The organism is Roseovarius litoreus, assembly GCF_900142765.1.
Classification (GTDB): domain Bacteria; phylum Pseudomonadota; class Alphaproteobacteria; order Rhodobacterales; family Rhodobacteraceae; genus Roseovarius; species Roseovarius litoreus.
Map to the genome: position 1 here is coordinate 49,301 of NZ_FRCB01000003.1, position 23,552 is coordinate 72,852.

Here is a 23,552-nt window from a genome sequence, read left to right on the forward strand (position 1 = left end):
CCTTTTACCGGGGGCAGCCCTTCGCCATTTCGCGTCTCGTTGGTTGAACGCTCGGCGTGTCGGCAAAGTGACACGGTCCAGAACTGTGGAATAACTGATGGCTTTTGACGAAAGGTCGGTTATTTTTTCCTACAACCATCGCAGGGCACGACCGTTGTGAACCATGCGAGGCGTGAGGCGGGTAAAATGGTAACAAGTTCGACGGTGTCCGGTCCTCCGTTCCGGTTTTGCGGACAAAGCGGTTCAGGGGTATGTCGCGTCACATTTGCTGCGCTGACTGCCGTTTGCCTTTTGGCGGGCTGTGTCCCGCAAGATGGCGGGTCAGCCCTGTTGGCCGATCAGGCTCATAGTGGACAAGCCCCCTCTGCGACAGACGATCAGGATGTTGGCACGCTGACCACGACATATGTGCTGAGTGGCGCATATCTCGAAGATTGGCAGCCGGCGTTGCGCAATGAAACGGCAATCGCCGAGGTCGCGCTTGAGGCTAACCGGATGTCGATTGACCGGTCGCCGACCCTGTTCTTGCTGCGCGCTGCCGAGGCCGAGAGTGCCGCCGAGAAAGCGGCCTGGTTCCCGCGCATACGGCCCACGGCCTCGTTGGGGGTTGGATCGACGGGACCGGGCATTGGTATTTCCGTCACGCAGATGATCTATGATTTCAGCCAGACCCGGACCCGCCGGGAAAAGGCCGAGATTTCGCGCGCCATGACCGAGATCCAGTTCTGGCAGGAGCGCAACGAGGATGTGCGCGACGCGCTGCTATCCTATGTCGATGCGGTCGAGGCGAACGAGATCATCGCCGCGCGCCAGGACCTTGAGCAAAGGCTGATGGAATTGGCCATGCAAGAGGCCGACCGTGTGCAATCCGGTGTGACGGGGCAGGGCGACACCCTGTTTCTGGATGTCAGCCGACAGGAAAACCGACGCGACATGATCCGGCAACGCGCCAGGTTGACCGATGCGCGTGCCCGTCTCTTGCGTGACGCGGGGGTCCGGTTGGATCAGGCGCCGCAGTTGCGGTTTGCGGCTTTGTCGGGGGCATGTCAGGCGCCGCAAAAGCGCGATCATGCGCCTGATCTGTTGCGGGCGCGGCTGGCGGTCGAACTGGCCATGATGTCCGAACAGGAAGCGCGGAAAAACCTTTTTCCGCGCATCGTGGCGGCAGCGGATCTGACGACCGGGACCGGTGGGTCACCTGAAGACAACGCCCGGATTGCGTTCGAGGGCGGCTCTATTGCTGGTGGCGGGGCGCGTCTGCGGATCGAGGCGGAAAGACAGAAAACTCTGGCGGCAGAACGTGGGTTCACGACCGCGCGTCATGACCTTGCGCGCGAATTGGAGCGTTTGGATATCGACACGCACGCCTTGCGCAACACGCTGCGGGAATATGGCGAGCTCGTACAGACCACCGAGCGGAGCTTGGCGCTGTTCAAGGATCGGTTTCTGGCCGGCGCGGCATCCGTCTCGGAGGCGGTGCGCCTCGAGGTGGAGCGTAATGCCAACCTTGTCGCGATTGCCGAAACGCGCGGTGCGATAGAGCGCAACTGCGTCGAGGCCGCGCGTCTTTACGGGGCTCTGTCGGCGGCCGATATCGATCTGGAATGAACATGTTTTGGAAGCGCAAGCGACGGGATGCGAAGACGCTGGCGGCAGGGCAGTCCAGCCGGATTTCCACAGCGACCGATCTGGATCAGATCAGCTGTTCCGATCTTGATCGTTCCGCAGCCAGCTACCTGTCGCATCTGGGCCAGCCTGTCACGGTCGATCGTCTGTGGACGGGATTGCCGAGTGCCGCCAGTGGGATGGACATGGCCTTGCTGGCGCGTGCCCTGGGAAATGTGGGCTACGAGATGTCGCATCACGCGTCGGTGGGCCTGTCGCATATAGAGACCCCGTGCCTTTTGCGCCTGACCGACGGGCATTATGTTCTGGTCATCGGACGCGAAGCTGATGGTCAGTATTTCGTGGCAGTGGATCCCGCCTCCGATACAAGGGTTCTGGTTGCCCAAGAGCTTCTTGCGGAAAAATACACTGGTGAAACCCTGTCCTTCTTTCCGCGTCTCGATTCCTTGGCCGAGCGCCATGTCGGACAGCGTCCCAACAAGCATTGGTTCTGGCGGCATTTTGAACCGATGCGTGGCCGGGTATTCGATGTCGTGTTGTCCTCGGCCTTCGCCAACCTTCTGGCCGTTGCGGTATCGCTGTTTGCCCTGCAGGTCTATGACAGGGTTGTTCCCAACCAGAACGAGGCGACACTGTGGGTTTTGGCCAGCGGTGCCGCGCTTGCCATCGGTTTGGAATTCATGCTGAGGATCTCAAGGGCGCGTCTGATCGACACCGCCGGCCGCGAGATTGAAATTGCCGTAAATCGCGATCTGTTCGAGCGGTTGATCAATATGCGTCTGGACGCGCGCCCCATGCCTCCGGGCTCTTTGGTCAACACCATGCGCGAATTCGCCTCCGTGAAAGAGTTCTTTGCGGTCTCTGCCGTCGGCGTCGTTACCGATTTGCCTTTTGTGCTGATCTTTTTGTTGGTGATCTACGCCATCGCCGGTCCGCTTGTGGTGATCGTCGCGTTGGGCGCTTTGGTCATGATCATCGCAGGTTTGGTTTTCCAATACCGTATTCACGCCCTTTCGCGTGATATGCTTGGTGGAGCGACCGCGGCGCTGCGGCTGTTGACCGAAACCGCTTATGGTCTGGAAACCCTTCGCAGCCACCGCTTTGCGCCCTTGTTTCAGCGCAACTGGGAAGAGGTGACGACGCTCAACGCTCTTCAAAGCTCACGGCATCGACGCCTTTCGGCAGGTCTTTCTTTTCTATCATCCTCACTGCAGATGCTCACTTATGTCGCTGCAATCACAGGTGGGGTTTATCTCTTCTTCGCAGATGCCCTGTCTGTTGGCGGTATCATCGCGGTGTCCATTCTGACGAGTCGAACCCTTGCTCCGATTGTGCAATTGTCCGGGATTCTCTCACGTTGGAAATACACGACAGCAGCGCTCGAGGCGCTGGAGGCGATCGCTGAAGCGCCGCAGGATCGTGACGCCTCACGCAGTTACATCCGTAGGACCCACATTGCAGGCGACCTGCGTTTGCGCGACATCCGGAGCGCCTATCCCGGCGTGGAGGATGTCCAGCTCGTCATCCCCGATCTCAAGCTGAAGCCCGGCGCGCGCGTTGCTGTCCTCGGTGAGAACGGGTCGGGGAAATCCCTGCTGTTGCGGATATTGGCAGGGCTTTATGTACCCAATCAGGGCAGCTATCTCGTTGATGGCCTTGAGGCGCAGCAGATCGATCCGGATGACCTCCGAAAGGCGGTCGGATACCTCCCGCAGGAGCCGCGCCTGTTCAAAGGCACCTTGCGCGAAAACCTGTCGATGGGCGCGTCGCAAGTCAGCGATACCCGATTGTTCGAGGCTTTGGACTTCGCTGGCTTGGGCAAGTTGGTCGCGTCGACCACTCGAGGACTCGATCTTGTAATTCACGATGGCGGCGAGGGTCTTTCGGTGGGGCAGCGAGCCGCTGTCGGGTTGGCCCGACTGTATCTTCAGAATCCCTCGATCGTGCTTCTGGACGAGCCAACCGCTGCCATGGACAGCCGTAGCGAGGTCACATTCGTTGAACGCTTCAAGGAATGGCTGGCCGAGCGCAGCGCGATCATCTGCACCCACCGCATGGCTTTGATGGATGCGGTTGATGAGGTGATCGTCTTGTCAGATGGTCGCATGCTGGCACATGGGCCACGAGACGAAATTCTGGCAAAATTCACGCGCGTCGGCGTTGGCGCACAAGGCCCTAAAGTGCCCGAACTGCGGGGCGCGCAATGAAGTCGTTGGGCGTTATAGACGCGACTGCACCTTCGGTCGCACGGTCCCGGAGTGTCATATATATCGTTATCGGGGTCATATTGGCTTTCCTGCTCTGGAGTTATTACGCGCCGCTCAATGCTGTCGTGCGGGGCACTGGCCGGGTCGAACCGCGCGATGCCACGCAGAGTATCCAGAATCTCGAAGGTGGGATTGTCCAGTCTATCCTTGTTCGCGAAGGCGACATGGTGACTGCAGGGCAGCTTTTGGCGCAGATGGACGACACCGCCTACAGAAGCGCCTATGATGAACTGCTGGGTCGTGAAGCGCTGCTCGAAATGCAGATCCTGCGCCTTCAGGCAGAAGCCAATCCCGAACACTCCGCTACCCTTATCATCCCAGAACACCTTGCCGAACGCGCGCCTCAGGCGGCACGAACAGAGCAGAGTCTGTTCATTGCCCGGATGGATCAATATCGCGAAACGCTTGATGTCCTGTCTCGGATCAAGGCGTCGCGCGATGCCGAGCTGGTTTTGCTTGAGCCTCTTGTCGAAAGGGGAGCCATTCCTGAAACCGACCTCATACGTGTGCAGCAATCTGTTCTGATGGTCGCGCAGGAAATAACCGAGCATCGAACAGGCGTTGAAGCAGCGCGGATGCAGGCGCTTTCCGAGCAGCAGGCTGAACTGGCCCAGATCCGTCAGCAGTTGCGCGTCCGGGCCGCCCAGGTGGAGCGGGCCGAACTGCGGGCGCCCATGGATGGGATCGTCAATCGCGTTGTGGTCCGTACAGCCGGCGGCGTGATCGCCCCGGGTGGTCCGATCCTCGAAATCATTCCGCTCGACGATGCGTTGGTGGTTGCGGGTCGGATCAAACCTCAGGATATCGGACCGGTATTTGTCGGCATGCGGGCAAGCGTCAAATTGACGGCATTTGATTATCGAGACTATGGCAGCCTGGCCGGCGCAGTGGTTCATCTGAGCGCAGACACAGTGACCGATCCGGAAACCAATGATCCTGAACCCTATTACGAAATCGTGGTCGAACTGGACAGTCAGACCCTGACCGGTCCCAAGGGCGAGGTCTTCATCCGCCCGGGCATGCAGGCCACAGTCGAGTTGGACGCAGGGCAAAATACCGTCTTCCACTATCTGTTCAATCCGATCCTGCGCGCGAGCGAGGCGTTTTCCGAACCTGACTGAACTTGGTGTGGGTTTGGGGGCTTCCCGTCGAACAGGTCACTGCGTCAGTGGCCGGTTTGTCGAACGCTCAACTTTTTGCACAAAGCGTCTTCACAGGCTTTGGTGAGCGCCTGCCAGAAGTCTTGGTACATGCATGGTCGTGATTTGGAATTGTGGTGATACGGCTGCCATCACCTTGGCGTGCTGCGGAAGACCGACAGAACCTTTAATTTATTGGAGGCGAGTACCGGAATCGAACCGGTGTACACGGATTTGCAATCCGCTGCGTCACCACTCCGCCAACTCGCCATCCAAGTGGTTGAGATCGGTTATCCGATCATTGCACTCTGTGCAAGACCTGCCGAACAACTTGGCCAGCACCAATTGCGTTGCCGGCTATCAGCGTATATGCGAAAAGCAGATCGTCATTTAATAGCACAAGAGCCCGGTCGATGACAGATTACGCAGCCCGCCGCACCGTCATGGTCGATACACAAGTCCGACCATCCGACGTGACGAAGTTCCCGATCATTGATGCCATGCTGGACGTGCCGCGGGAGGCCTTCGTGCCGCGCCACCTGCGCGAGGCTGCCTATATGGGCGAGAACATCGATCTGGGCGGCGGTCGGGTGATCCTGGAGCCGCGCACCTTGGCCAAGCTTTTGGATTCCCTCGATATCCGGTCCAGCGAGCTGGTTCTGGATGTGGGCAGCGCCCTTGGATATTCCGCAGCTGTCATTGCCCGGATGGCCGAAGCGGTTGTGGCCGTCGAGGAAGATGCTGACATGGCAAATGAAGCGCAGAGTCTGTTGTCAGAAAACGGCGCCGACAACGTGATCGTTCATCATGGCCCTCTGGCAGAAGGGGCGCCGGAGCATGGTCCCTATGATGTCATCGTCGTTGAAGGCGGGGTTGGTGATCTTCCGCAGACCCTGATCGAGCAGGTCAAGCAGGGTGGGCGCATTGCATGTCTGTTCATGGAGGGCGCTTTGGGTGCAGTGCGCATCGGGTACAAGGTTGATGGAGACATATCATGGCGCTATGCCTTCAACGCCGGTGCTCCTGTTCTGCCCGGGTTCGAACGGTACAAGGTTTTTACGTTTTGATCCTTGCCAAAGTCGGGGCATGAAGTTGGAGAGCAAATTGAAAAGAATTTTGACAAGACGTTTTCTTGGTCCCGTGCTTGCAGCGGCACTGGCAGGAACAGCGCCTGTTGCGGCAAACGCGGAAAACCTGGCCGACACGTTGGCGGATGCCTACCGCAACAGCGGTCTACTGGAACAGAACCGCGCCTTGCTGAGGGCCGCTGACGAAGATGTCGCAGTCACCGTGTCCCGTCTGCGACCGATCCTGAACTGGTCTGCGAATATCACTCGCAACTTTGGCCGCAACCGCACCGGCAATGGCAGCACGTCGATCGATTCCACCGATGCCGGCATCGGAGTGACGGCACAGCTTCTGCTGTATGATTTCGGGCGCACCGGCCTGCAGGTCGAAGCCGCCAAGGAAACCGTTTTGTCCACGCGCGAGACGCTGCGCAGCATCGAACAGCAGGTTCTTTTGCGCGCTGTCGTGGCCTTCATGAATGTGCGCCGGAACAGCGAATTCGTATCGCTGCGCCAAAACAACCTGCGACTGCTGGAAGAAGAACTTCGCGCGGCGCAGGACCGTTTCGAGGTCGGTGAAGTGACCCGTACGGATGTGGCGCAGGCCGAGGCGCGGCTGGCGTCGGCGCAAAGTGGACTGGCTTCGGCGCAGGGCAATCTGGCCCGTGCGATCGAGGAATTCACAAGTGCGGTCGGTCGCCAGCCTGGCCCGCTTCGGACGCCGCAATCTCTTCCGAGCCTCGCAGGTGGCGTTGATGCGTCCAAAACGGTGGCGCTGCGGAATCACCCCGATATTCTCAAGGCGCAGCATGATGTTGCCGCGGCGGAACTGGCCATCAAGGCGGCAGATGCGGCAACCCGCCCGCGGGTGAACCTGAACGCACGGGCCGGAGTCGAGGATGAGTGGAGCGGTGGCGATTATGTCCGTTCCGGCAGTATCGGCGTCGAGATCACAGGCCCGATTTATCAAGGCGGTCAGCTGAGCGCTCTTGAGCGGCAGGCCGTAGCGCGCCGAGATGCCGTGCGCGGCGGGTTGCTTCTGGCGCAACTGGCCGTTCAGCAGGAGGTCGGCAATGCCTATGCCGATCTGCGCGCGGCCCGGGCCAGCCGCGAAGCCAGCCAGGAAGCCGTTCGCGCGGCAACCGTTGCTTTCCGGGGTGTCCGGGAAGAGGCACAGCTGGGCGCACGGACCACGTTGGACGTTCTGGATGCGGAACAGGCGCTTCTGGACGCGCGCACGAATCTGATATCGGCGGAAATCGATGTCTATATCGCGGCTTATGCGATCTTGTCGTCGATCGGGCAGTTGACGGCAAGGGACCTCAACCTTGCGGTCCAGACCTATGATCCGGCGGCCTATTATAACCTCGTCAAGACGGCTCCGACTGAGCTCAGCCCTCAGGGCCGGCAGCTTGATCGGGTGCTGCGGTCCTTGGGGAAAGAGTAAAAAGCGTCCTATTCTGTTGTGTGACCATGCCGGCAAGGGTAAACTCGGGCGAGGCAAGAGTGGTGCAGAATTATGTCAGACCCCGTCAGTAACGCGGAAATCGAGGACGTGCTGTCTTCTATTCGGCGGTTGGTTTCCAACGGCGACCGAGACAAAACCCATGTTTTGCCGGCTGCAAAGACGGAATCGGCTGACAAGCTGGTTCTGACGCCAGCGCTTCGCGTGGACGCGTCTGAGGATGATGGCGACAGGGAATCGCATCAGGCCGAGAACGACTCGGACCTTTCCGCGATCGGTGACAGTTTCGAATTTCATCATGTCCCGCAAGAGGACGAGGCGGCAACCGGCGATCATCCGCAAGATGCCCTTCTGCTGAAAGAGGGCGACGAGGCTCAAGCCGAAGAGGCCGCGACATCGGAAATGTCGGATGCTGAAACCCCGTCCGAGAGTTTGCCGGAACCCGAGCATCATGACAGCGCGGAGACGTCCGATGATCCTGTGTCACAGGAACATTCGTCCGACAATGATGAGCCGGATGCCGAGCATGACGACGGCGACCAGTCGCCTGAGCCTGAAGCGCAGAACGATGAAGATGCCTCCAAGAAGGTGGTCCTTGGAGACCGGATCGCGGAGGTCGAAGACGCAGTCGCGGCGCGCGAGGACGAGTGGGAGCCGGACGGAGAAACCGACGATCCCTATTCAGGTTCCGAAGTCACTCCCATGGCGTGGGAGGATTACGGCCCCGAACCCGAGCATGAAGAGAGCGCGCCTGTCATGAGAGGGCCATCGCTTGTCTATGCGAGCCCTGATTGGGGATCGGCGGGTGCCGACGATCGGTCCACCTCTGAAGCCCGCGACGACGCGGCATTATCCGATCGCGTGACCGACCCGGAGGATGGATCGGAAAAGACCCGCGAAAACGAAGCCGCGCTCTGGTCGGATGAGGGTGAAGCGATCATCGATGAAGACACACTGCGCGATATGGTCAGCGAGATTGTGCGCCAGGAACTTCAGGGGGCCTTGGGCGAAAGAATAACGCGCAATGTCCGCAAACTCGTGCGGCGCGAAATTCACCGCGCCCTGACCAGCCAGGAATTCGACTAGAGCGCAGGCTCTTCAGCCAGTTCGAGCAGCATGTCGAGATCTAGATGTGTCTCGATATGCCGAGCCAAGTTATCCAGCGTCTGGTCCACACTGTCCGAATAGTCCAAGCCCGTCTGCACACCGAAATCCGCCAGGAACGCCGCGCGGAATTTGTCCGATGCGAACAAGCCGTGCAGATAACAGCCGCGTACACGGCCCGAAGGCGATGCCGCGCCCTCGTCAAGTGGACCCACCCCGAGCCACGCCCGTGCGCAATCCGGGCCGGTCGTCTCGCCCAGATGGATTTCATAGCCCGAAACCGCATCCCCGGTCGGCAGATAGACGGCCTCGGTCAAAGCGAGCCGTTTTTCCGGTTTCATGACCGTGACCACATCCAGATGCCCCAAACCCGGCACCGAGCCCGGCGTACCTTCGATGCCGTCGGGATCGTTGATTTCGCGGCCTAGCATCTGGTAGCCGCCACAAATTCCCAGAACATGGCCTCCGCGCCGGATATGGGCCGTGAGGTCGATATCCCAGCCCTGCGCCCGGAAATGCGCCAGATCGGCAATCGTGGACTTGCTTCCGGGGATCAGCACCAGATCGGCATCACCGGGCAGGGGGGTTCCGGCTTCGATGATTTCGACGCTGACATTCGGTTCGGACGACAAGGGATCAAGATCATCGAAATTTGCGATCCGGTTCAGGCGGGGAACGACCAGTTTGAAGGCGCCGCCGCGTGTCGAGCGGATTTCCATCACGTCCTCTGCGGGCAGGCGCCATGCGTCGGCGAACCAAGGCAACACACCAAGCGACGGCCAGCCGGTGCGTTTCGTGATTTCGACCAACCCCTCGTCGAACAGGCTGACATCGCCACGGAACTTGTTGATCGCATAGGCTTTGATTCGTGCGGCATCTTCGGGCGGCAGGATATATTGCGTGCCGACCACCTGCGCGATCACACCGCCCCGGTCTATGTCGCCGATCAGGATTACCGGAACCCCGGCGGCTTCGGCAAAGCCCATATTGGCGATATCGCCGGCACGCAGGTTGATCTCGGCGGGGCTGCCCGCGCCCTCGATCAGCACGAGATCGACCCCGGCGCAGAGCCTGCGAAAGCTGTCGAGCGCAGGGGCCAGAAGCTGCGGTTTGGCCTTGGCATAGTCGCGCGCCCGCAATGTGGCAAAGCGTTTTCCCTGCACGATGACCTGTGCCCCGGTGTCGGTCTCGGGTTTCAACAGAACGGGGTTCATGTCGGTATGGGGCGCGCGGCGTGCGGCCAGCGCCTGCAGGGCCTGAGCGCGTCCGATCTCGCCGCCATCCTCGGTCACGGCGGCATTGTTCGACATGTTCTGCGGCTTGAAGGGGGCCACAGACAGGCCACGGTTCGCGAAGGCGCGCGCCAGTCCCGCGACAAGCATGGACTTGCCCACGTTCGATCCCGCGCCCTGAATCATGATGGACCGTGTCATGACGTTGCCTCCTGTCGCCGGTCAGAGCGTGATACAAACAGGCGCCGCCCAAGGAAAGGCGTTCCGGTGGCTGCCCGGGAAATTCGATGTCCCGAAAAGAAAAAGCCCCGCCGCATTGGGCAGGGCCATTTCGCAGGACTTTGCAGGTGCGTCAGGCGGCTTCGGCCTGAGCGGCGGCATTCCGGCGTTCACTTTCCTCACGTGAGAGGGCGACCGAGGTGCGCACACCCTTGCCCACAAATTCCATCAGACCCTGAACCACACGTTCGTTGGGGTCGATACCCGCACAGGACAGCACTTCGCGCCCATCACGAGACCGAGCCCACCGAGCGATCTGCTCGGGGCCATTGCCATATTTTTTGTCATCTGCGATGGCGTCATCCAGCGCAGCCAATACAACGGCAGCAAATAGTTTACGGGCACGGTTGCCCTGTTCGGCATTGAAGGCCGTGCCGTCAACGAAATCCGTCATGGTTCGTCCTTGATGTTATTGCTCTTGTCTTTCCGGCGTGGCGATGGTTATGGCGAAGTTTGAACGATTCGGATAGAGCACATATGCATAGCATGTATGCCCTGGGTGCATATCTTTGCGATGCTCCATACGATATATCGTCGTCTTGCCAGTCATCCCCTCCCCAGATATAGGGATGGCGGACCCTCCATCAACCTTATGTCACGGTTTTGCCCAATGCCAAAGATCAATGGAAACGAGATCAGACCAGGCAATGTCCTGGAACACAACGGCGGTTTGTGGACCGCAGTGAAGGTCGATCACGTAAAGCCCGGAAAAGGTGGGGCTTTTGCTCAGGTCGAGATGAGAAACCTGCGCAATGGTTCCAAGTTGAACGAACGGTTTCGCAGCGCCGACAAGGTCGAGCGCGTCCGTCTGGAACAAAAAGACCAGCAGTTTCTTTATGAAATGGACGGCAACCTTGTGTTCATGGACACCGAAACATTCGAGCAGATCGAGCTTCCTGCCGACATCCTGGGTGAGCGCCGCGCTTTCCTTCAGGACGGCATGACCGTGTTGATCGAGTATCACGAGAACGAAGCGCTTAACGCCACGTTACCCCAGAAAGTCGTCTGCAAGGTGGTCGAGACCGAGCCTGTGGTGAAGGGTCAGACCGCGGCCAACAGCTTCAAGCCGGCGATTCTCGACAATGGCGTCAAGGTGATGGTGCCGCCCTTTGTCGGACCGGACGAGGATATCGTCGTCAACACCGAGACCATCGAATATTCCGAACGCGCCTGACCGATATCGGCAGATGCCCAGAATAGTCCGGCAAAGGTTGATGTCCTTGCCGGACTTTTTCGTATCACCCTGCCGGATATGTGACCGTGGCACTTTCAGCCTGCATCGGGCCTGCGGCGCGGTCGAACCGCAGATAGGCGATGCCTTTGCCGCCCGATTGGGTGAACAATGTGCCCGCCGGCTTTTCGGATGATGTGATCTGTGTCCCGGCGGGCGCTTGGCCCTCGACCTCAACCGTTGCCAGCCCTTTGCGTAACTCTGTCTTGTGCTTCATGCGGGCGGTCACTTCCTGCCCGACATAGCAGCCTTTCTTGAAATCGACGCCGTTGAGACGCTCGAACCCGGCCTCCAGAATGAAGGTGTCGGGCGACAGCTCGATGCCGGTTTCCGGGATGCAATGGGCCACGCGAATGGCCTCCCAGTCGGTGCCGTCATCCCCGCCTTCCGTCCCATAAAGACGCCAACCCAGATCGGGGTGGCGCGGATCGGCAAGCGCGCCGTCCGGGGCTGGGCCGGTTCCACGCTTCACCTGCAACTTGCTTTGCGTGATCGTCACATCGGCCCGCAGCTTGTACATCGTAAGCCGTTGCAGAAGCTGTGAGGACAGGCTTTCGTCAACGTCCAGAAGAATCGCCTCTTCATGACGGGCAAGAAAGAAATCCGCGATATACTTGCCCTGAGGCGTCAGCATGGCCGCATAGACAAGACCCTGATCCAGTTTGCGCATATCGTTGGTCACAAGGCCTTGCAGGAAGTCCTGCGCCTCGGATCCGGTGATTTCCAGAATCGTGCGTGTCATTGCCACTCCCGTCAGCTTGTGCCTTGTAATATAGCTCATGATGCGCGGCACAACAGGGGGCGTGAATGCGGGCGAAACTCTCGGTGGTGATGCCGACGCTGAATGCGGCGCAGGAGCTGGCGCGCAGTCTTCCGGCACTGGCCGAAGGGCTTGATGCGGGGCTGATCCGCGAACTGATCATCTCGGATGGCGGATCGACCGATGCGACCCTGACGATCGCGGATGAGGCGGGGGCGCATGTGGTGTCGGGGCCAGCTTCGCGTGGGGGGCAATTGCGCCGCGGGGCCGATGCGGCGACAGGGGAATGGCTGTTGTTTCTGCATGCCGATACGGTCCTGCCCTCAGGGTGGGCCGATATGGTCAAGGACCAGATATCCACCGGAAGGCCCGCTTATTTCAGGATGCGGTTCGATACAGCCGGGCTTGCCCCGATGCTGGTGGCAGGATGGGCAAACCTGCGTGCAAGGCGGTTTCATTTGCCCTATGGCGATCAAGGCCTGCTGATCTCGCGGACGGAATACGATGCAGTAGGCGGATTTCGGGATATCCCCCTGATGGAGGATGTTGCCATGTCCCGTGCGCTTGGCGCGCGGCTTGAGGGTCTGCCGGGTGTCGTGACCACCAGTGCGGCGCGCTATGCCCGTGACGGCTGGCTGCGGCGTGGGGCGCGCAACCTGTCCTTGTTGCTCAGATACCTGATGGGCGCCGATCCCGAGAGCCTGGCGCGCCGCTACTAGCTCCGAAAGGTGACACCCGGCGTCACCTTGGCCACAGGCGGAAACCCTTAGAAAATCGGCTTGTGGGTCGCCTCGTAATCGGCCTGCATCGCGTCATGCTGATACTCGGCCTCCAGCCAATCCTCAAAGCTGATGCCGGTCGCCGCGTGGCTTTGCTCATAGCGATCGAGGATATGATCCAGAACGCCGGTCTTCGACCATTTGAGATGGATATACTTCACCCCCAGCATCTTGCGGGCCTCCGAAACGGGGCGTCCCTCGATCACCAGCAGGTAGATGGCAGCGGCAAAGCCCGCGCGATCCGCACCGGATTTGCAATGCATGACAAAGGGTTTTTCAATCTCGCGGAAGGCGCGGATCAGACCCTTGATTTCGGTTCCCGGCGCGGCCTGACGGGCCATCAGGTTCACATTGACCAGTGTCAGACCAAGGGTGCGGCAGCTTTCTTCTTCCACCAGATAATGTGCGGTCCCGCCTGCGCCGCGAAGGTTGAGGATCGTCTTGATCCCTTTCTTCTTCAGTTTGACGAAGCGTTCATGGGTCGGCTGGTTCGAGCGATAGACACCCGGGGCGATTTCGTAGAAATTCGTCCAGACCTTGCGCAGAACCGCATGGTCGAACCACAGATTATAGATATTTGCCCGGCGGCGATTTTCCGGTGTCGACAGGTCCGTGTCGAACGAATTGCGCAGGTTTCGTTCCCAATCGACGAGTCTTCTGAACAGTTTCATAAAAGGGAAGCGCTCCATCCGGCAGGTCCGATTGCCTGAACGCCCCATTTATTCGGCAGCGGCCCTCATGGCAAGGCGCGCGGGGCCGATTGACGGCAGGCTGATGCAAGGTAATGTCACCCCATTCATGTCAGGAGACCCCATCCCGTGAGCCTCAGCCAAGGACGCCCCTATCTGGCCATTCCCGGCCCGTCAGTCATGCCCGATGCCGTGTTGCGCGCCATGCACCGCGCCTCGCCCAATATTTACGAGGGCGATCTGATCGACCTGACCGCCGGGCTGATCCCCGATCTGCGGCGCGTGGCCCGCACCAAGGGCCATGTCGCGATCTATATCGCCAATGGGCATGGGGCTTGGGAGGCTGCGTTGGCCAATGTGATCGCACCGGGCGAAAGGGTGCTGGTGGCGGCTACGGGGCGGTTTGGCCACGGTTGGGGCGATATTGCCACCGGCCTTGGCGCAGAGGTCGAAATACTTGATTTCGGCAAGCAAAGCCCGCTTGATCCGGGTCGCGTGGAAGATGCGCTGCGCGCCGATAAAGCCCACAAGATCAAGGCGGTGCTGGTCACTCATGTGGATACCTCGACCTCGATTCTCAATGATGTGGCGGCCGTGCGCGCAGCCCTTGATGCCGCCCGGCACCCGGCGCTTTTGATGGCTGATTGCATCGCGTCGCTTGCCTGTGACCGGTTCGAGATGGACGCCTGGGGTGTGGATGTGATGGTCGCCGCCAGCCAGAAAGGGTTGATGACGCCGCCCGGTCTGAGCTTTGTCTTCTTCGGCGACAAGGCAGCTGAGCTGCGCGCCGGGATGGAGCGGGTCAGCCGCTATTGGGATTGGAGGCCGCGGGCGCAGCCCGAGATGTTCTATCAGTATTTTGGCGGAACCGCCCCGACACATCATCTGTTCGGGCTGCGCGCCGCGCTGGACATGATCCACGAGGAAGGGATCGAGGCGGTCTGGGCACGCCATGACCTGCTGGCGCAAGCCATATGGGCGGCATGTGAGGCCTGGGGGCAGGATGGACCTTTGCAGCTGAACGTGGACACTCCGGCCTACCGCAGTCGCGCGGTGACGTCGCTGAGGATTGGTGCGCCGCACGGGTCGGCGCTGCGCAAATGGGTGCAGGACAAGGCCGGCGTGACCTTGGGCATCGGGCTTGGCATGGCCGAGCCGGGTGATCCTGCGTGGCACGGATTCTTTCGCATGGGACATATGGGCCATGTCAACGCACATATGGTTCTGGGAATGCTGGGCGCGGTCGATGCGGGGCTGTCGGCGCTGGAGATTCCGCATGGCTCAGGGGCGCTGGAGGCGGCGACACGGGTGATCGCGCGGGCCTGATGCTTAGCCGCGGCGCGCGATCCAGGTGATCAGCAGATTTAGACCATAGCCCACCGCGAACACGGCGGGCAAGCCGAAGGCTGCCCATAAGGCCATGAAAATCCACAACAAGTTCACAAGCCCCATGATAAGCGCCGGCACGGTGTAGTTCGGCGCTTCGGGCATATTACCGCGTCTCATGACGCGATCTTAGCGCAGGATTGGCGGTTGTCAGCGGAAAATGTGAGTGGCCACCCGCTCAGGCGCGGGCGGCGGCAAGGGCTTGAGGCAGGGTTTCTGCCAGAACATCAAGGTCTTGCGGGCGGCCACAGCTGATGCGGATGCAGCGGTCCTGCGGGGGCACCACGGGCTTGCGGACAAAGACGCCACGGGCCAGAAGCGCGTCCAGAACACGGGTTGCGAAGGCCCCGTCGGCGCCGCAATCGACGGCGACGAAATTGGTGGCCGAGGGCAGGGCCACAAGGCCGTTATCGGCGGCGATAGCGGCGATCCGGTCGCGGGCGGTGGCCACCTGATCCTGCACATGCGCAAGCCAGGCGGTGTCGCGCAGCGCGGCCAGGGCACCGGCCTGAGCCACCCGGTTCATCCCGAAATGGTTGCGGATGCGGTCAAAGGCCCGGATCAGGTCCGGCGCCCCCACGGCATAGCCGATCCGGGCGCCCGCCATGCCGTAACCCTTTGAAAAGGTTCGCATTCTAATCACGCGCGGGTCATCGGCGTCAATCGGGGCCGCAACGCCCGTTGGGGCGAATTCGATATAGGCTTCGTCCAGAAGCAACAAACAGCCATCAGGAAGGTCATCGAGAGCGGCCAGAATATCGGTGCCGGGATACCAGCTGCCCATCGGATTGTCGGGGTTGGCCAGATAGACCAGCTTGGCATCAACTTCTTTCGCACGGGTTAACAGGGCGGCGGGATCCTCGCGGTCGTCGCGGTAGGGCACCTTGTGCAGCACACCGCCGAATCCGGCCACGTGGTAGTTGAAGGTCGGGTAGGCGCCGTCCGAGGTGACGACCGCATCGCCGGGCGCCACGAGAAGCCGCACGAGATTGCCCAGAAGCCCGTCAATCCCTTCTCCCACAAGGATATTTTCGACCCGCGCCTGCATGTGATCGGCCAGTGCCGCGCGCAGGTCATGGCTGGTCGGATCGCCGTATTTCCAGATCTCGAGCGCTTCGGCCTGCATGGCCTTGACGGCTGCGGGCGAGGGGCCGAAGAGGCTTTCATTGGCGCCAAGCCGCGCCCGAAAAGGCGTGCCACGGCTGCGCTCAAGCTCTTCCGGGCCGACGAAAGGCACGGTCGAGGGCAGGGAATTCACGAGGTCGGTATAGCGGGGTCCGGTCATGTGGGGCAGCTAAATCCATTGCGAAAGAATGTGCAACCCTTGCGTCCGAAGGCCGAAAAACGGCCTTCGGTATCACGTCGGTATAACGTCGGTATCGCGTCGGTACTGCAGCGCAGCATCGGGCGCGGCCGGAGCCTCAGCCAAGTTCGGCCAATCGGCCGAGTGCTGCGCGCAGCTTGCCCTCTTCCTCTTCGCGCAGGGCGAGGGTTTCGCGCGCCTCTTCGACCACGTCCTCGGGGGCGCTGGCGACGAATTTGGGATTGTTCAGCCGACCGCGCAAACCGCCCAGTTCCTTTTCCAGCTTGCCGAGGGTCTTTTCCAGCCGGGCCTTTTCCTCGGCCACGTCGATGATATCGGCCACCGGCATCCCGAAGCTGCCGCCTTCGACGGCGACGGTGATGCAGCCCTTGGGGAGTGCCTCGACATGGGTAAACTCGCCGATCCGGGCCAGCCGGGTGATCATCGCCTGATTGTTGTCCCAGGCGCGCTGACCTGCGGCATCAAGTTCGGTGCACAGGAGCGGCACATGGAGACCCGCGGGCACATGCACCTGCGACCGTGCAGAGCGGACCGCGTCGATCAGGGTGATGACCCAGTTCATTTCGCGGTCGGCCTGTGCATCGACCAGATCGGCGCTGGTGTAGTCGGGCCAATCGGCATGGACCAGCATCTTGGCGCGGCTACCAAGGGTGCCCCAGAGCTCTTCGGTGACGAAGGGCATGATCGGATGCAGCAAAATCAGGCACTGGTCGATGACCCATGCCATCGTGGCCTGTGTCTCGGCGCGGGTGGCGTCATCGCCATCCAGAAGAAGGGGCTTCGAGAATTCCACATACCAGTCGCAGACCTTGCCCCAGACGAAGGCATAAAGCGCGTTGGCGGCATCGTTGAAGCGGAAGGCCGCAAGTGCCTCGTCCACGGTTTCACGGACCTTGGCGGTTTCGCCGATGATCCACTTGTTCACGGTGGCGTCGGGTTGCGGAATGGTGCCGTCGCTGCCGGTGGCGCCGTTCATTTCGGCAAAGCGCGCGGCATTCCAGAGCTTCGTGGTGAAGTTGCGATAGCCCGCGATCCGGTCTTTCGACAGTTTCAGGTCACGGCCCATGGCGGCCATCGCCGTGAGGGTGAAGCGCACCGCATCGGCGCCGTAATCGTCGATCAGGTCCAGCGGGTCCAGCACGTTGCCGAGCGATTTGGACATCTTCTTGCCCTTCTCGTCGCGGACAAGGGCGTGGACATAGACATGGCTGAACGGCTTTTGCCCCACGACGGCGTATTGCATCATCATCATCCGGGCGACCCAGAAGAAGATGATGTCAAACCCGGTGATCAGGACCGATGTGGGGAAGTATTTTTGCAGCTCGGGCGTGTCGTCGGGCCAGCCGAGCGTGCCGATGGGCCAGAGGCCAGAGGAGAACCATGTGTCGAGCACATCCTCGTCACGGGTGAGCGCCTTGCCGCCGGCCATGGCGATGGCTTCTTCTTCGGAGGCGGCGCAATACTGGGTGCCGTCCTCGTCATACCAGACCGGGATCTGGTGCCCCCACCACAGCTGGCGCGAGATGCACCATGGCTCGATGTTTTCGAGCCAGTGGAAATACACCTTGCGGTCTGCATCGGGCATGATCGTGGTTTCGCCCGAGCGCACGGCATCGAGCGCGGGGCCGACGATCTTGGCGGTGTCGACGAACCATTGATCGGTCAGCATCGGCTCGATCACGACTTTCGAGCGGTCGCCGAAAGGCTGCATGATGGGCTTGGATTCGACCAGTGGGACAAGCGACAGCTCGCGCGGGTCGCCGCCTTCTTCGGGGGCGACGGGCGTGTGGGCGGCCTTGCCCAGACGAGGGTCGTTTTCAGGCACCATGACGGCGAGGCCCTCATGGGAGATTTCGGCGATCACGCGGGCGCGCGCCTCGAAACGGTCCAGCCCGCGCAGGTGATCGGGCACGAGGTTGAGCGCATCGACCTCGGCGGCAGTGAAGGCGGCGCCATTGGCGATCTCCTGCGCGCGGGCGGCGGCCTCGGCATAGGGCAGGCCGTCGTCGCGCATATGGGCGCGGGTGTCCATCAGGCGGTACATCGGGATGTTGCCGCGCTTGGCCACCTCGTAGTCGTTGAAGTCATGCGCGCCGGTGATCTTGACCGCGCCCGAGCCGAAATCGGGATCGGGGTAGTCATCGGTGATGATCGGGATCAGGCGGCGGTGCTCTTTGGGGCCAACGGGAATCTCGCAGAGTTTCCCGACGATTGGCGCGTAACGTTGATCCGATGGATGAACGGCGACGGCGCCATCGCCCAACATGGTTTCGGGGCGCGTGGTGGCGATCGAGATGTAATCGCGCTCTTCCTCGAACAGGACATTGCCGTCCTCGTCGCGTTCGACATAGGTATAGGTCTCGCCGCCGGCCAGCGGGTATTTGAAGTGCCACATATGGCCGGGGGTCTCGATATTCTCGACCTCGAGATCCGAGATCGCGGTTTCGAAATGCGGATCCCAGTTGACCAGCCGCTTGCCGCGATAGATCAGCCCCTTGTTGTACATGTCCACGAAGACCTTGATGACGGCGTCGTGGAAATTGCCCTCTTCACCGGCGGGGGCGCCGGGGGCGCCGGACATGGTGAAGGCGTTGCGCGACCAGTCACAGGAGGCGCCGAGGCGCTTGAGCTGATTGATGATCGTGCCGCCGGATTGGGTTTTCCATTCCCAGACCTTTTCGAGGAACTGGTCGCGGCCCAGTTCGCGGCGGCCGGGCTGGCCTTCGGCGGCCAGCTTGCGTTCGACGACCATCTGCGTGGCGATGCCGGCGTGATCCTGCCCCGGCTGCCACAGCGTGTCATCGCCGCGCATCCGGTGCCAGCGGATCAGGATATCCTGCAGCGTGTTGTTGAACGCATGGCCCATATGCAGGCTGCCCGTCACGTTGGGCGGCGGGATCATGATGCAGAACGGCTCGGCGCCGGGTCTGGCATTGGCGCCGGCCTTGAAGGCGCCGGTCTGTTCCCATGCCTCGTAGATGCGGCCTTCGGCCTGTGCTGCGTTGAAGGTCTTTTCCATCGCCATGGTCTTGATCCCGTGGTCATTCCGCTTGGTCCCGACCCCCTTAGCGAAACTGGCGCGCGAGTGGAAGCGGTTAAGGCTCAGGTGCTGCGATCAAGCTTGGTGGACAGGTGGATGAGGCTTTCCGAGCCCTTGACGCCTCGGGTTTCGCCGATCCGGTCGAGCGTGTCGTCGAGTGCCTCGGTGGTGTCCGCCTCGAGCCCGACGATCAGATCGAACCGGCCCGAGGTGGTGTGCACGGTCTTGACGCCGGGCAGGGATTTGAGCCGGGCCAGAACCGCCGGCGCGCTGCGCGGCTCGATGCTGAGCAGGGCCGTGGCGCGTAGCGGCGCGCGCTGGCTGTCGGCAAGGCGCAGGGTGTAGCCCCGGATCACGCCCGAGGATTCGAGCCGGTCCAGCCGGGCCTGCACGGTGGTGCGCGCCAGATCCAGCCGCCGCGCGAGAAGAGCGACCGGCGCCCGCGCGTTTTCGGCCAGAAGGGCGATGAGGGCGCGGTCTGTGTCGTCGATTTGCATGATGGCTCCGTCATTCTGGCGATCACGAGAGTCAGTTTATGCAATCTGACGCGCGGAATCGACGCCTTTTGGCGGCACACTTCAAGAAACAGGCAGGCGAACAGAGGACCGACATGCGCGAGACACCGACCTGGGCGACACCGATAGCCCATATCGTGAGACACCGGCCCGATACCGCGCAGCTTTATTTCAGCCCCGCGGCCTTGCAGGACATGGCGCGGCGGTTTCAGCGGGGGTTCGATGGGCTGGTGACCTATGCGGTCAAGGCCAATCCGGGCGAAGAGGTGCTTGCCAATCTGGTGGCGGCGGGCATCCGCGCCTTCGATGTGGCCAGCCCGCAGGAGATGGCCGCGGTGCGCGCGGTCTGTGGCGATGCGGCGCTGCATTACAACAATCCCGTCCGCTCGGTTGATGAGGTCGCGGTGGCGCGAGCCTATGGCGTGGCGTCCTGTTCGGTGGATTGTCCAAGGGAGTTGGACAAGCTCGAGAGTTTGCCGAGAAGCACGGAAATCGCTGTGCGCCTTGCCTTGCCGGTCAAAGGGGCGGCGTATGATTTCGGTGAGAAGTTCGGACTTGAGCCCAAGCGCGCTGCGGTCTTGTTGCGCAAGGTGGCCGAGCGCGGCTTCGTTCCGGCGATCACCTTTCATCCGGGCACGCAATGCGCCGATCCGGCGGCTTGGGGGACGTATATCGAAGCGGCGGCAGAGGTGGCGCGCGCGGCGAAGGTGCAGATCGCGCGGCTGAATGTGGGGGGTGGGTTTGCCTCGCATCGCGGCGGAGACGCGCCCGATCTGGAGGCGATATTCGTGCATATCCGCGCCGAGACGGATCGCTGTTTCGGGGCACAGGCGCCAAGGCTCGTTTGCGAGCCGGGCCGTGCGATGGTGGCCGATGCGCTGACGCTGGCCACCCGGGTCAAGGCGCTGCGCGCCTGTGGTGCGGTGTTCCTGAACGATGGCATCTATGGCGGGCTGATGGAGATGCGCGATATCGGCGCGCCGGGCCGGCTTCGGGTGATCGATCCGCAGGGGCGCGCACGCCAAGGCGCCCCGGTGCCGCGTGTCGTCTTTGGCCCCACCTGCGACAGCCTAGACCGGCTGCCCGAACCGTTGCCGCTACCGGGGGATATCGCCGAGGGGGATTATGTTCTCTTTGATGGCATGGGTGCCTATTCGCGCAGCTTGACCACGCGTTTCAACGGCTACGGGTTGGAAGATATGGTCACGGTGGCCGATCTTATGTGACTGGCTCTGGACATGTCGGCCCGTCCCGCTAGGGTCCGCCCTGACGATGCGGCAGACATGCGAAAGGGCGGATCATGGACAAGTTCGGCAAAAGCCAGCCGGTGACACGGGTCGAGGATCAGAGATTTCTCACCGGTCATGGCCGCTACGTGGATGATATCGCCCCGAAAGGCGCGCTGGTGGCGTATGTGCTGCGCGCCCCGGTGGCCCATGCCGAGATCACGGCGCTGGATGTCGAGGCCGCGAGGGAAGCCCCCGGCGTGCATCTGGTTCTGACAGCGGACGATCTGGCGCAGGATGGCGTGACCGAGGGGATGGCCTTCAACCTTGTGCAGAACAGGGACGGGACCAAGGGCGCGGCCCCGCGCAGGCCGATCCTGGCCGAGGGGCGGGTGCGCTTTGTGGGCGAGCCTGTGGCCCTGATCGTGGCCGAGAGTCTCGTGGCGGCGCGCGATGCCGCCGAGCTGATCGAGATGGAGCTCGAGGATCTGCCGGCCCATATGGAGATCGGTCCCGGCGGCACGGCCCTGCATGACGAGGCGCCGGACAACCGTGCCTTTGACTGGGGCATGGGCGACGAAGCGGCGGTCGAGGCGGCGGTGGCGCGTGCGGCGCATGTGGTGCGCATGAGCCTGCATGACAACCGGATCATCGCCAACCCGATGGAGCCGCGCGGTTGCTATGCCGAGATCGAGGGCAACCGCCTGCATCTGGCGGTGAACGGGCAGGGCGTCTGGGGCACCAAGCGCAATCTGGCGCGGGTTCTGGGACTGTCGCCTGACGATATTCGCGTGACCAACCCCGATGTGGGCGGCGGGTTCGGCACCAAGGCGATGGATTATCCTGAAACCTATCTGGTGGCCCATGCCGCGCGCAAGCTGGGGCGGCCGGTGCGCTGGATGGCGGATCGCACCGAGACCATGCTGAGCGACAATGCCGGGCGCGGGCTGGATCACGATCTGATGATGGCGTTCGATGCCGATCTGAAGATCACGGCCTACCGTGTGGACAGCCGGGTGGATCTGGGCGCCTATAACAGCACGATGGCGCAGGCGATCCAGTCGGAGCTTTTCTCCAAGGTTCTGATGGGGGTCTATGACGTGCAGGACACCTATTTGCATGTCGAGGGCTATTACACCAACACCACGCAGGTCGATGCCTATCGCGGGGCGGGCCGGCCCGAGGCGATCTATGCGCTGGAGCGGATCATGGACCGCGCGGCGCGCGAATTGGGCGTGGACACGTGGGATCTGCACCGGCGCAACTTCATCCCGAAAGAGGCGTTCCCTTATGTGTCCTCCACGGGCGAGACCTATGATGTGGGCGATTTCGACCGGGTGCTGACCCGCGCCGAGGCCGAATGCGACCGCGCGGGGTTTGCGGCGCGCAAGGCCGAGAGCGCGGCGCGCGGCAAGCTGCGCGGCATGGGGCTGTGCTATTACATCGAGAGCATTCTGGGAAATCCGTCGGAGACCGCCAAGGTGGAGTTCAACGAGGACGGCACCGTGACGATCTATGTGGGCACGCAATCCAACGGGCAGGGCCACGAGACGGTCTATGCGCAGTTCCTGTCGGATCAGACAGGCATACCGGCGCATCTGATTTCGGTGGTGCAGGGGGATAGCGACCGGATCGCCACGGGTGGCGGCACCGGCGGGTCACGGTCGGTCACCACGCAGAACAACGCCACGCTTGCGACGGTGAGCCGGATGATCGAGCGGTTCACGCCCTATCTGGCGGAGAAGATGGGGGTGGAGGCCCGCGAGGTGAGCTTTGACGACGAGACGTTCCGCGCAGCCGGATCGAACCTGACGCCCACGATGATCGAGGCGGCGGCGATGGCGCGCGCGGATGGGCGCACCGATCTTCTGGTGCATGAGGAAACGGCGACGCTGCCTGCGCGGTCCTTTCCCAATGGCGCGCATGTGGCCGAGATCGAGCTGGACCCCGATACCGGCAAGGTGACGTTGGAACGATACACGGTGGTCGATGATTTCGGCAATCTTATCAACCCCATGCTGGTCGAAGGGCAGGTGCATGGCGGTGCGGTGCAGGGCATCGGTCAGGCATTGTGCGAACGGGTGGTGCATGACGAGGATGGCCAGCTTTTGACGGCGAGCTTCATGGATTATGCGATGCCGAGGGCTGATGATGTGACCATGATCCGCTTTGCCACCGAGGCCGTGCCTTCGACCGCGAACGTGATGGGCATGAAGGGCTGCGGCGAGGCGGGGACCGTGGGCGCCATGGCCGCCACGGCGAATGCGGTGGCGGATGCGCTTTGGGACAAGGGTGTGCGGCAGGCGGATATGCCCTTCACGCCGCACCGGGTCTGGATGATGATGAACGCCGCGATGGCGGCGGAGTAGAGGGTCATATCCCCTTATGTGTCCCGGCCCGTGCCGGGACGAAAAAGGGCCCGT

19 protein-coding genes and 1 tRNA gene are annotated in these 23,552 nt (G+C 61.8%); 11 read left to right on the forward strand and 9 right to left on the reverse strand.

What is annotated here, in order from left to right; genetic code table 11:
- Nucleotides 1–330 precede the first annotated feature (330 nt).
- The 3 genes from F3H35_RS06710 (at nt 331) to F3H35_RS06720 (ending at nt 5,014) form a co-directional block, all read left to right on the forward strand.
- A complete protein-coding gene (locus tag F3H35_RS06710; protein WP_188129895.1) occupies nt 331–1,608 on the forward strand; it encodes a TolC family protein in 1,278 nt (425 codons plus the stop codon).
- Between the two features lie 296 nt (nt 1,609–1,904).
- The gene (locus F3H35_RS06715) at nt 1,905–3,833 is read left to right on the forward strand and encodes an ATP-binding cassette domain-containing protein (protein ID WP_188129896.1); all 1,929 of its coding nucleotides are present in this window, start codon (nt 1,905–1,907) and stop codon (nt 3,831–3,833) included.
- An 80-nt stretch (nt 3,834–3,913) separates the two neighbouring features.
- Nucleotides 3,914–5,014, forward strand: a complete 1,101-nt coding sequence (locus tag F3H35_RS06720) for an HlyD family efflux transporter periplasmic adaptor subunit (RefSeq protein ID WP_188129897.1) — start codon at nt 3,914–3,916, stop codon at nt 5,012–5,014.
- 214 nt (nt 5,015–5,228) lie between these two features.
- Here the strand turns inward: F3H35_RS06720 and F3H35_RS06725 are convergent.
- Nucleotides 5,229–5,302, reverse strand: a tRNA-Cys gene (locus F3H35_RS06725).
- Nucleotides 5,303–5,445: 143 nt separating this feature from the next.
- Here F3H35_RS06725 and F3H35_RS06730 point away from each other — a divergent pair.
- The 3 genes from F3H35_RS06730 (at nt 5,446) to F3H35_RS06740 (ending at nt 8,650) form a co-directional block, all read left to right on the forward strand.
- On the forward strand, nt 5,446–6,099 hold the full coding sequence (locus F3H35_RS06730) for a protein-L-isoaspartate O-methyltransferase family protein (RefSeq protein ID WP_149779189.1): 654 nt from the start codon (nt 5,446–5,448) through the stop codon (nt 6,097–6,099).
- Nucleotides 6,100–6,172: 73 nt separating this feature from the next.
- A complete protein-coding gene (locus F3H35_RS06735; protein ID WP_188129898.1) occupies nt 6,173–7,546 on the forward strand; it encodes a TolC family outer membrane protein in 1,374 nt (457 codons plus the stop codon).
- Between the two features lie 222 nt (nt 7,547–7,768).
- Nucleotides 7,769–8,650: an ICP22 family protein gene (locus F3H35_RS06740; RefSeq protein WP_223228337.1), complete on the forward strand. Its 882-nt coding sequence runs from the start codon at nt 7,769–7,771 to the stop codon at nt 8,648–8,650.
- Here F3H35_RS06740 and F3H35_RS06745 read toward each other — a convergent pair.
- Both F3H35_RS06745 and F3H35_RS06750 read right to left on the reverse strand, forming a co-directional pair.
- The gene (locus tag F3H35_RS06745; protein ID WP_149778869.1) at nt 8,647–10,101 is read right to left on the reverse strand and encodes a cobyric acid synthase; all 1,455 of its coding nucleotides are present in this window, start codon (nt 10,099–10,101) and stop codon (nt 8,647–8,649) included. The genes F3H35_RS06740 and F3H35_RS06745 overlap by 4 nt on opposite strands.
- A 151-nt stretch (nt 10,102–10,252) precedes the next feature.
- The gene (locus F3H35_RS06750; RefSeq protein ID WP_007817071.1) at nt 10,253–10,573 is read right to left on the reverse strand and encodes a DUF6280 family protein; all 321 of its coding nucleotides are present in this window, start codon (nt 10,571–10,573) and stop codon (nt 10,253–10,255) included.
- Between the two features lie 216 nt (nt 10,574–10,789).
- On the opposite strand from F3H35_RS06750, the gene efp reads away from it, so the two are divergent.
- Nucleotides 10,790–11,353, forward strand: coding sequence for an elongation factor P (efp, locus tag F3H35_RS06755; RefSeq protein WP_149779190.1), 564 nt, complete (start codon nt 10,790–10,792; stop codon nt 11,351–11,353).
- Between the two features lie 64 nt (nt 11,354–11,417).
- Here efp and ygfZ read toward each other — a convergent pair whose 3' ends face one another.
- On the reverse strand, nt 11,418–12,152 hold the full coding sequence (gene ygfZ / locus F3H35_RS06760) for a CAF17-like 4Fe-4S cluster assembly/insertion protein YgfZ (RefSeq protein WP_149778870.1): 735 nt from the start codon (nt 12,150–12,152) through the stop codon (nt 11,418–11,420).
- Between the two features lie 65 nt (nt 12,153–12,217).
- Between ygfZ and F3H35_RS06765 the strand changes: the two genes are divergently transcribed.
- A complete protein-coding gene (locus F3H35_RS06765) occupies nt 12,218–12,889 on the forward strand; it encodes a TIGR04283 family arsenosugar biosynthesis glycosyltransferase (protein ID WP_149778871.1) in 672 nt (223 codons plus the stop codon).
- A gap of 47 nt (nt 12,890–12,936) precedes the next feature.
- Here the strand turns inward: F3H35_RS06765 and F3H35_RS06770 are convergent, their stop codons facing one another.
- Nucleotides 12,937–13,620 (reverse strand): phosphatase domain-containing putative toxin, encoded by a 684-nt coding sequence (locus tag F3H35_RS06770; RefSeq protein WP_223228338.1) that lies wholly within the window; start codon nt 13,618–13,620, stop codon nt 12,937–12,939.
- Nucleotides 13,621–13,767: 147 nt separating this feature from the next.
- Here F3H35_RS06770 and F3H35_RS06775 point away from each other — a divergent pair, with 147 nt between their 5' ends.
- A complete protein-coding gene (locus F3H35_RS06775) occupies nt 13,768–14,964 on the forward strand; it encodes a pyridoxal-phosphate-dependent aminotransferase family protein (RefSeq protein ID WP_149778873.1) in 1,197 nt (398 codons plus the stop codon).
- A 3-nt stretch (nt 14,965–14,967) separates the two neighbouring features.
- Here F3H35_RS06775 and F3H35_RS18805 read toward each other — a convergent pair whose 3' ends face one another.
- From F3H35_RS18805 to F3H35_RS06790, 4 genes are all read right to left on the reverse strand, one after another.
- A complete protein-coding gene (locus tag F3H35_RS18805; protein ID WP_188129899.1) occupies nt 14,968–15,144 on the reverse strand; it encodes a hypothetical protein in 177 nt (58 codons plus the stop codon).
- Between the two features lie 58 nt (nt 15,145–15,202).
- Nucleotides 15,203–16,309 carry a pyridoxal phosphate-dependent aminotransferase gene (locus F3H35_RS06780; RefSeq protein ID WP_149778874.1) on the reverse strand — a complete coding sequence of 369 codons (1,107 nt, stop codon included), beginning with the start codon at nt 16,307–16,309 and terminating at the stop codon, nt 15,203–15,205.
- Between the two features lie 136 nt (nt 16,310–16,445).
- Nucleotides 16,446–19,373 carry a valine--tRNA ligase gene (locus F3H35_RS06785; protein WP_149778875.1) on the reverse strand — a complete coding sequence of 976 codons (2,928 nt, stop codon included), beginning with the start codon at nt 19,371–19,373 and terminating at the stop codon, nt 16,446–16,448.
- A 77-nt stretch (nt 19,374–19,450) separates the two neighbouring features.
- Complete coding sequence (locus F3H35_RS06790; protein ID WP_149778876.1) at nt 19,451–19,885, reverse strand: Lrp/AsnC family transcriptional regulator; 435 nt, start codon at nt 19,883–19,885, stop codon at nt 19,451–19,453.
- 113 nt (nt 19,886–19,998) lie between these two features.
- On the opposite strand from F3H35_RS06790, the gene F3H35_RS06795 reads away from it, so the two are divergent.
- Both F3H35_RS06795 and F3H35_RS06800 read left to right on the forward strand, forming a co-directional pair.
- Nucleotides 19,999–21,129, forward strand: a complete 1,131-nt coding sequence (locus F3H35_RS06795) for a type III PLP-dependent enzyme (protein WP_149778877.1) — start codon at nt 19,999–20,001, stop codon at nt 21,127–21,129.
- 74 nt (nt 21,130–21,203) lie between these two features.
- Nucleotides 21,204–23,498, forward strand: a complete 2,295-nt coding sequence (locus tag F3H35_RS06800; protein WP_149778878.1) for a xanthine dehydrogenase family protein molybdopterin-binding subunit — start codon at nt 21,204–21,206, stop codon at nt 23,496–23,498.
- Nucleotides 23,499–23,552 lie beyond the last annotated feature (54 nt).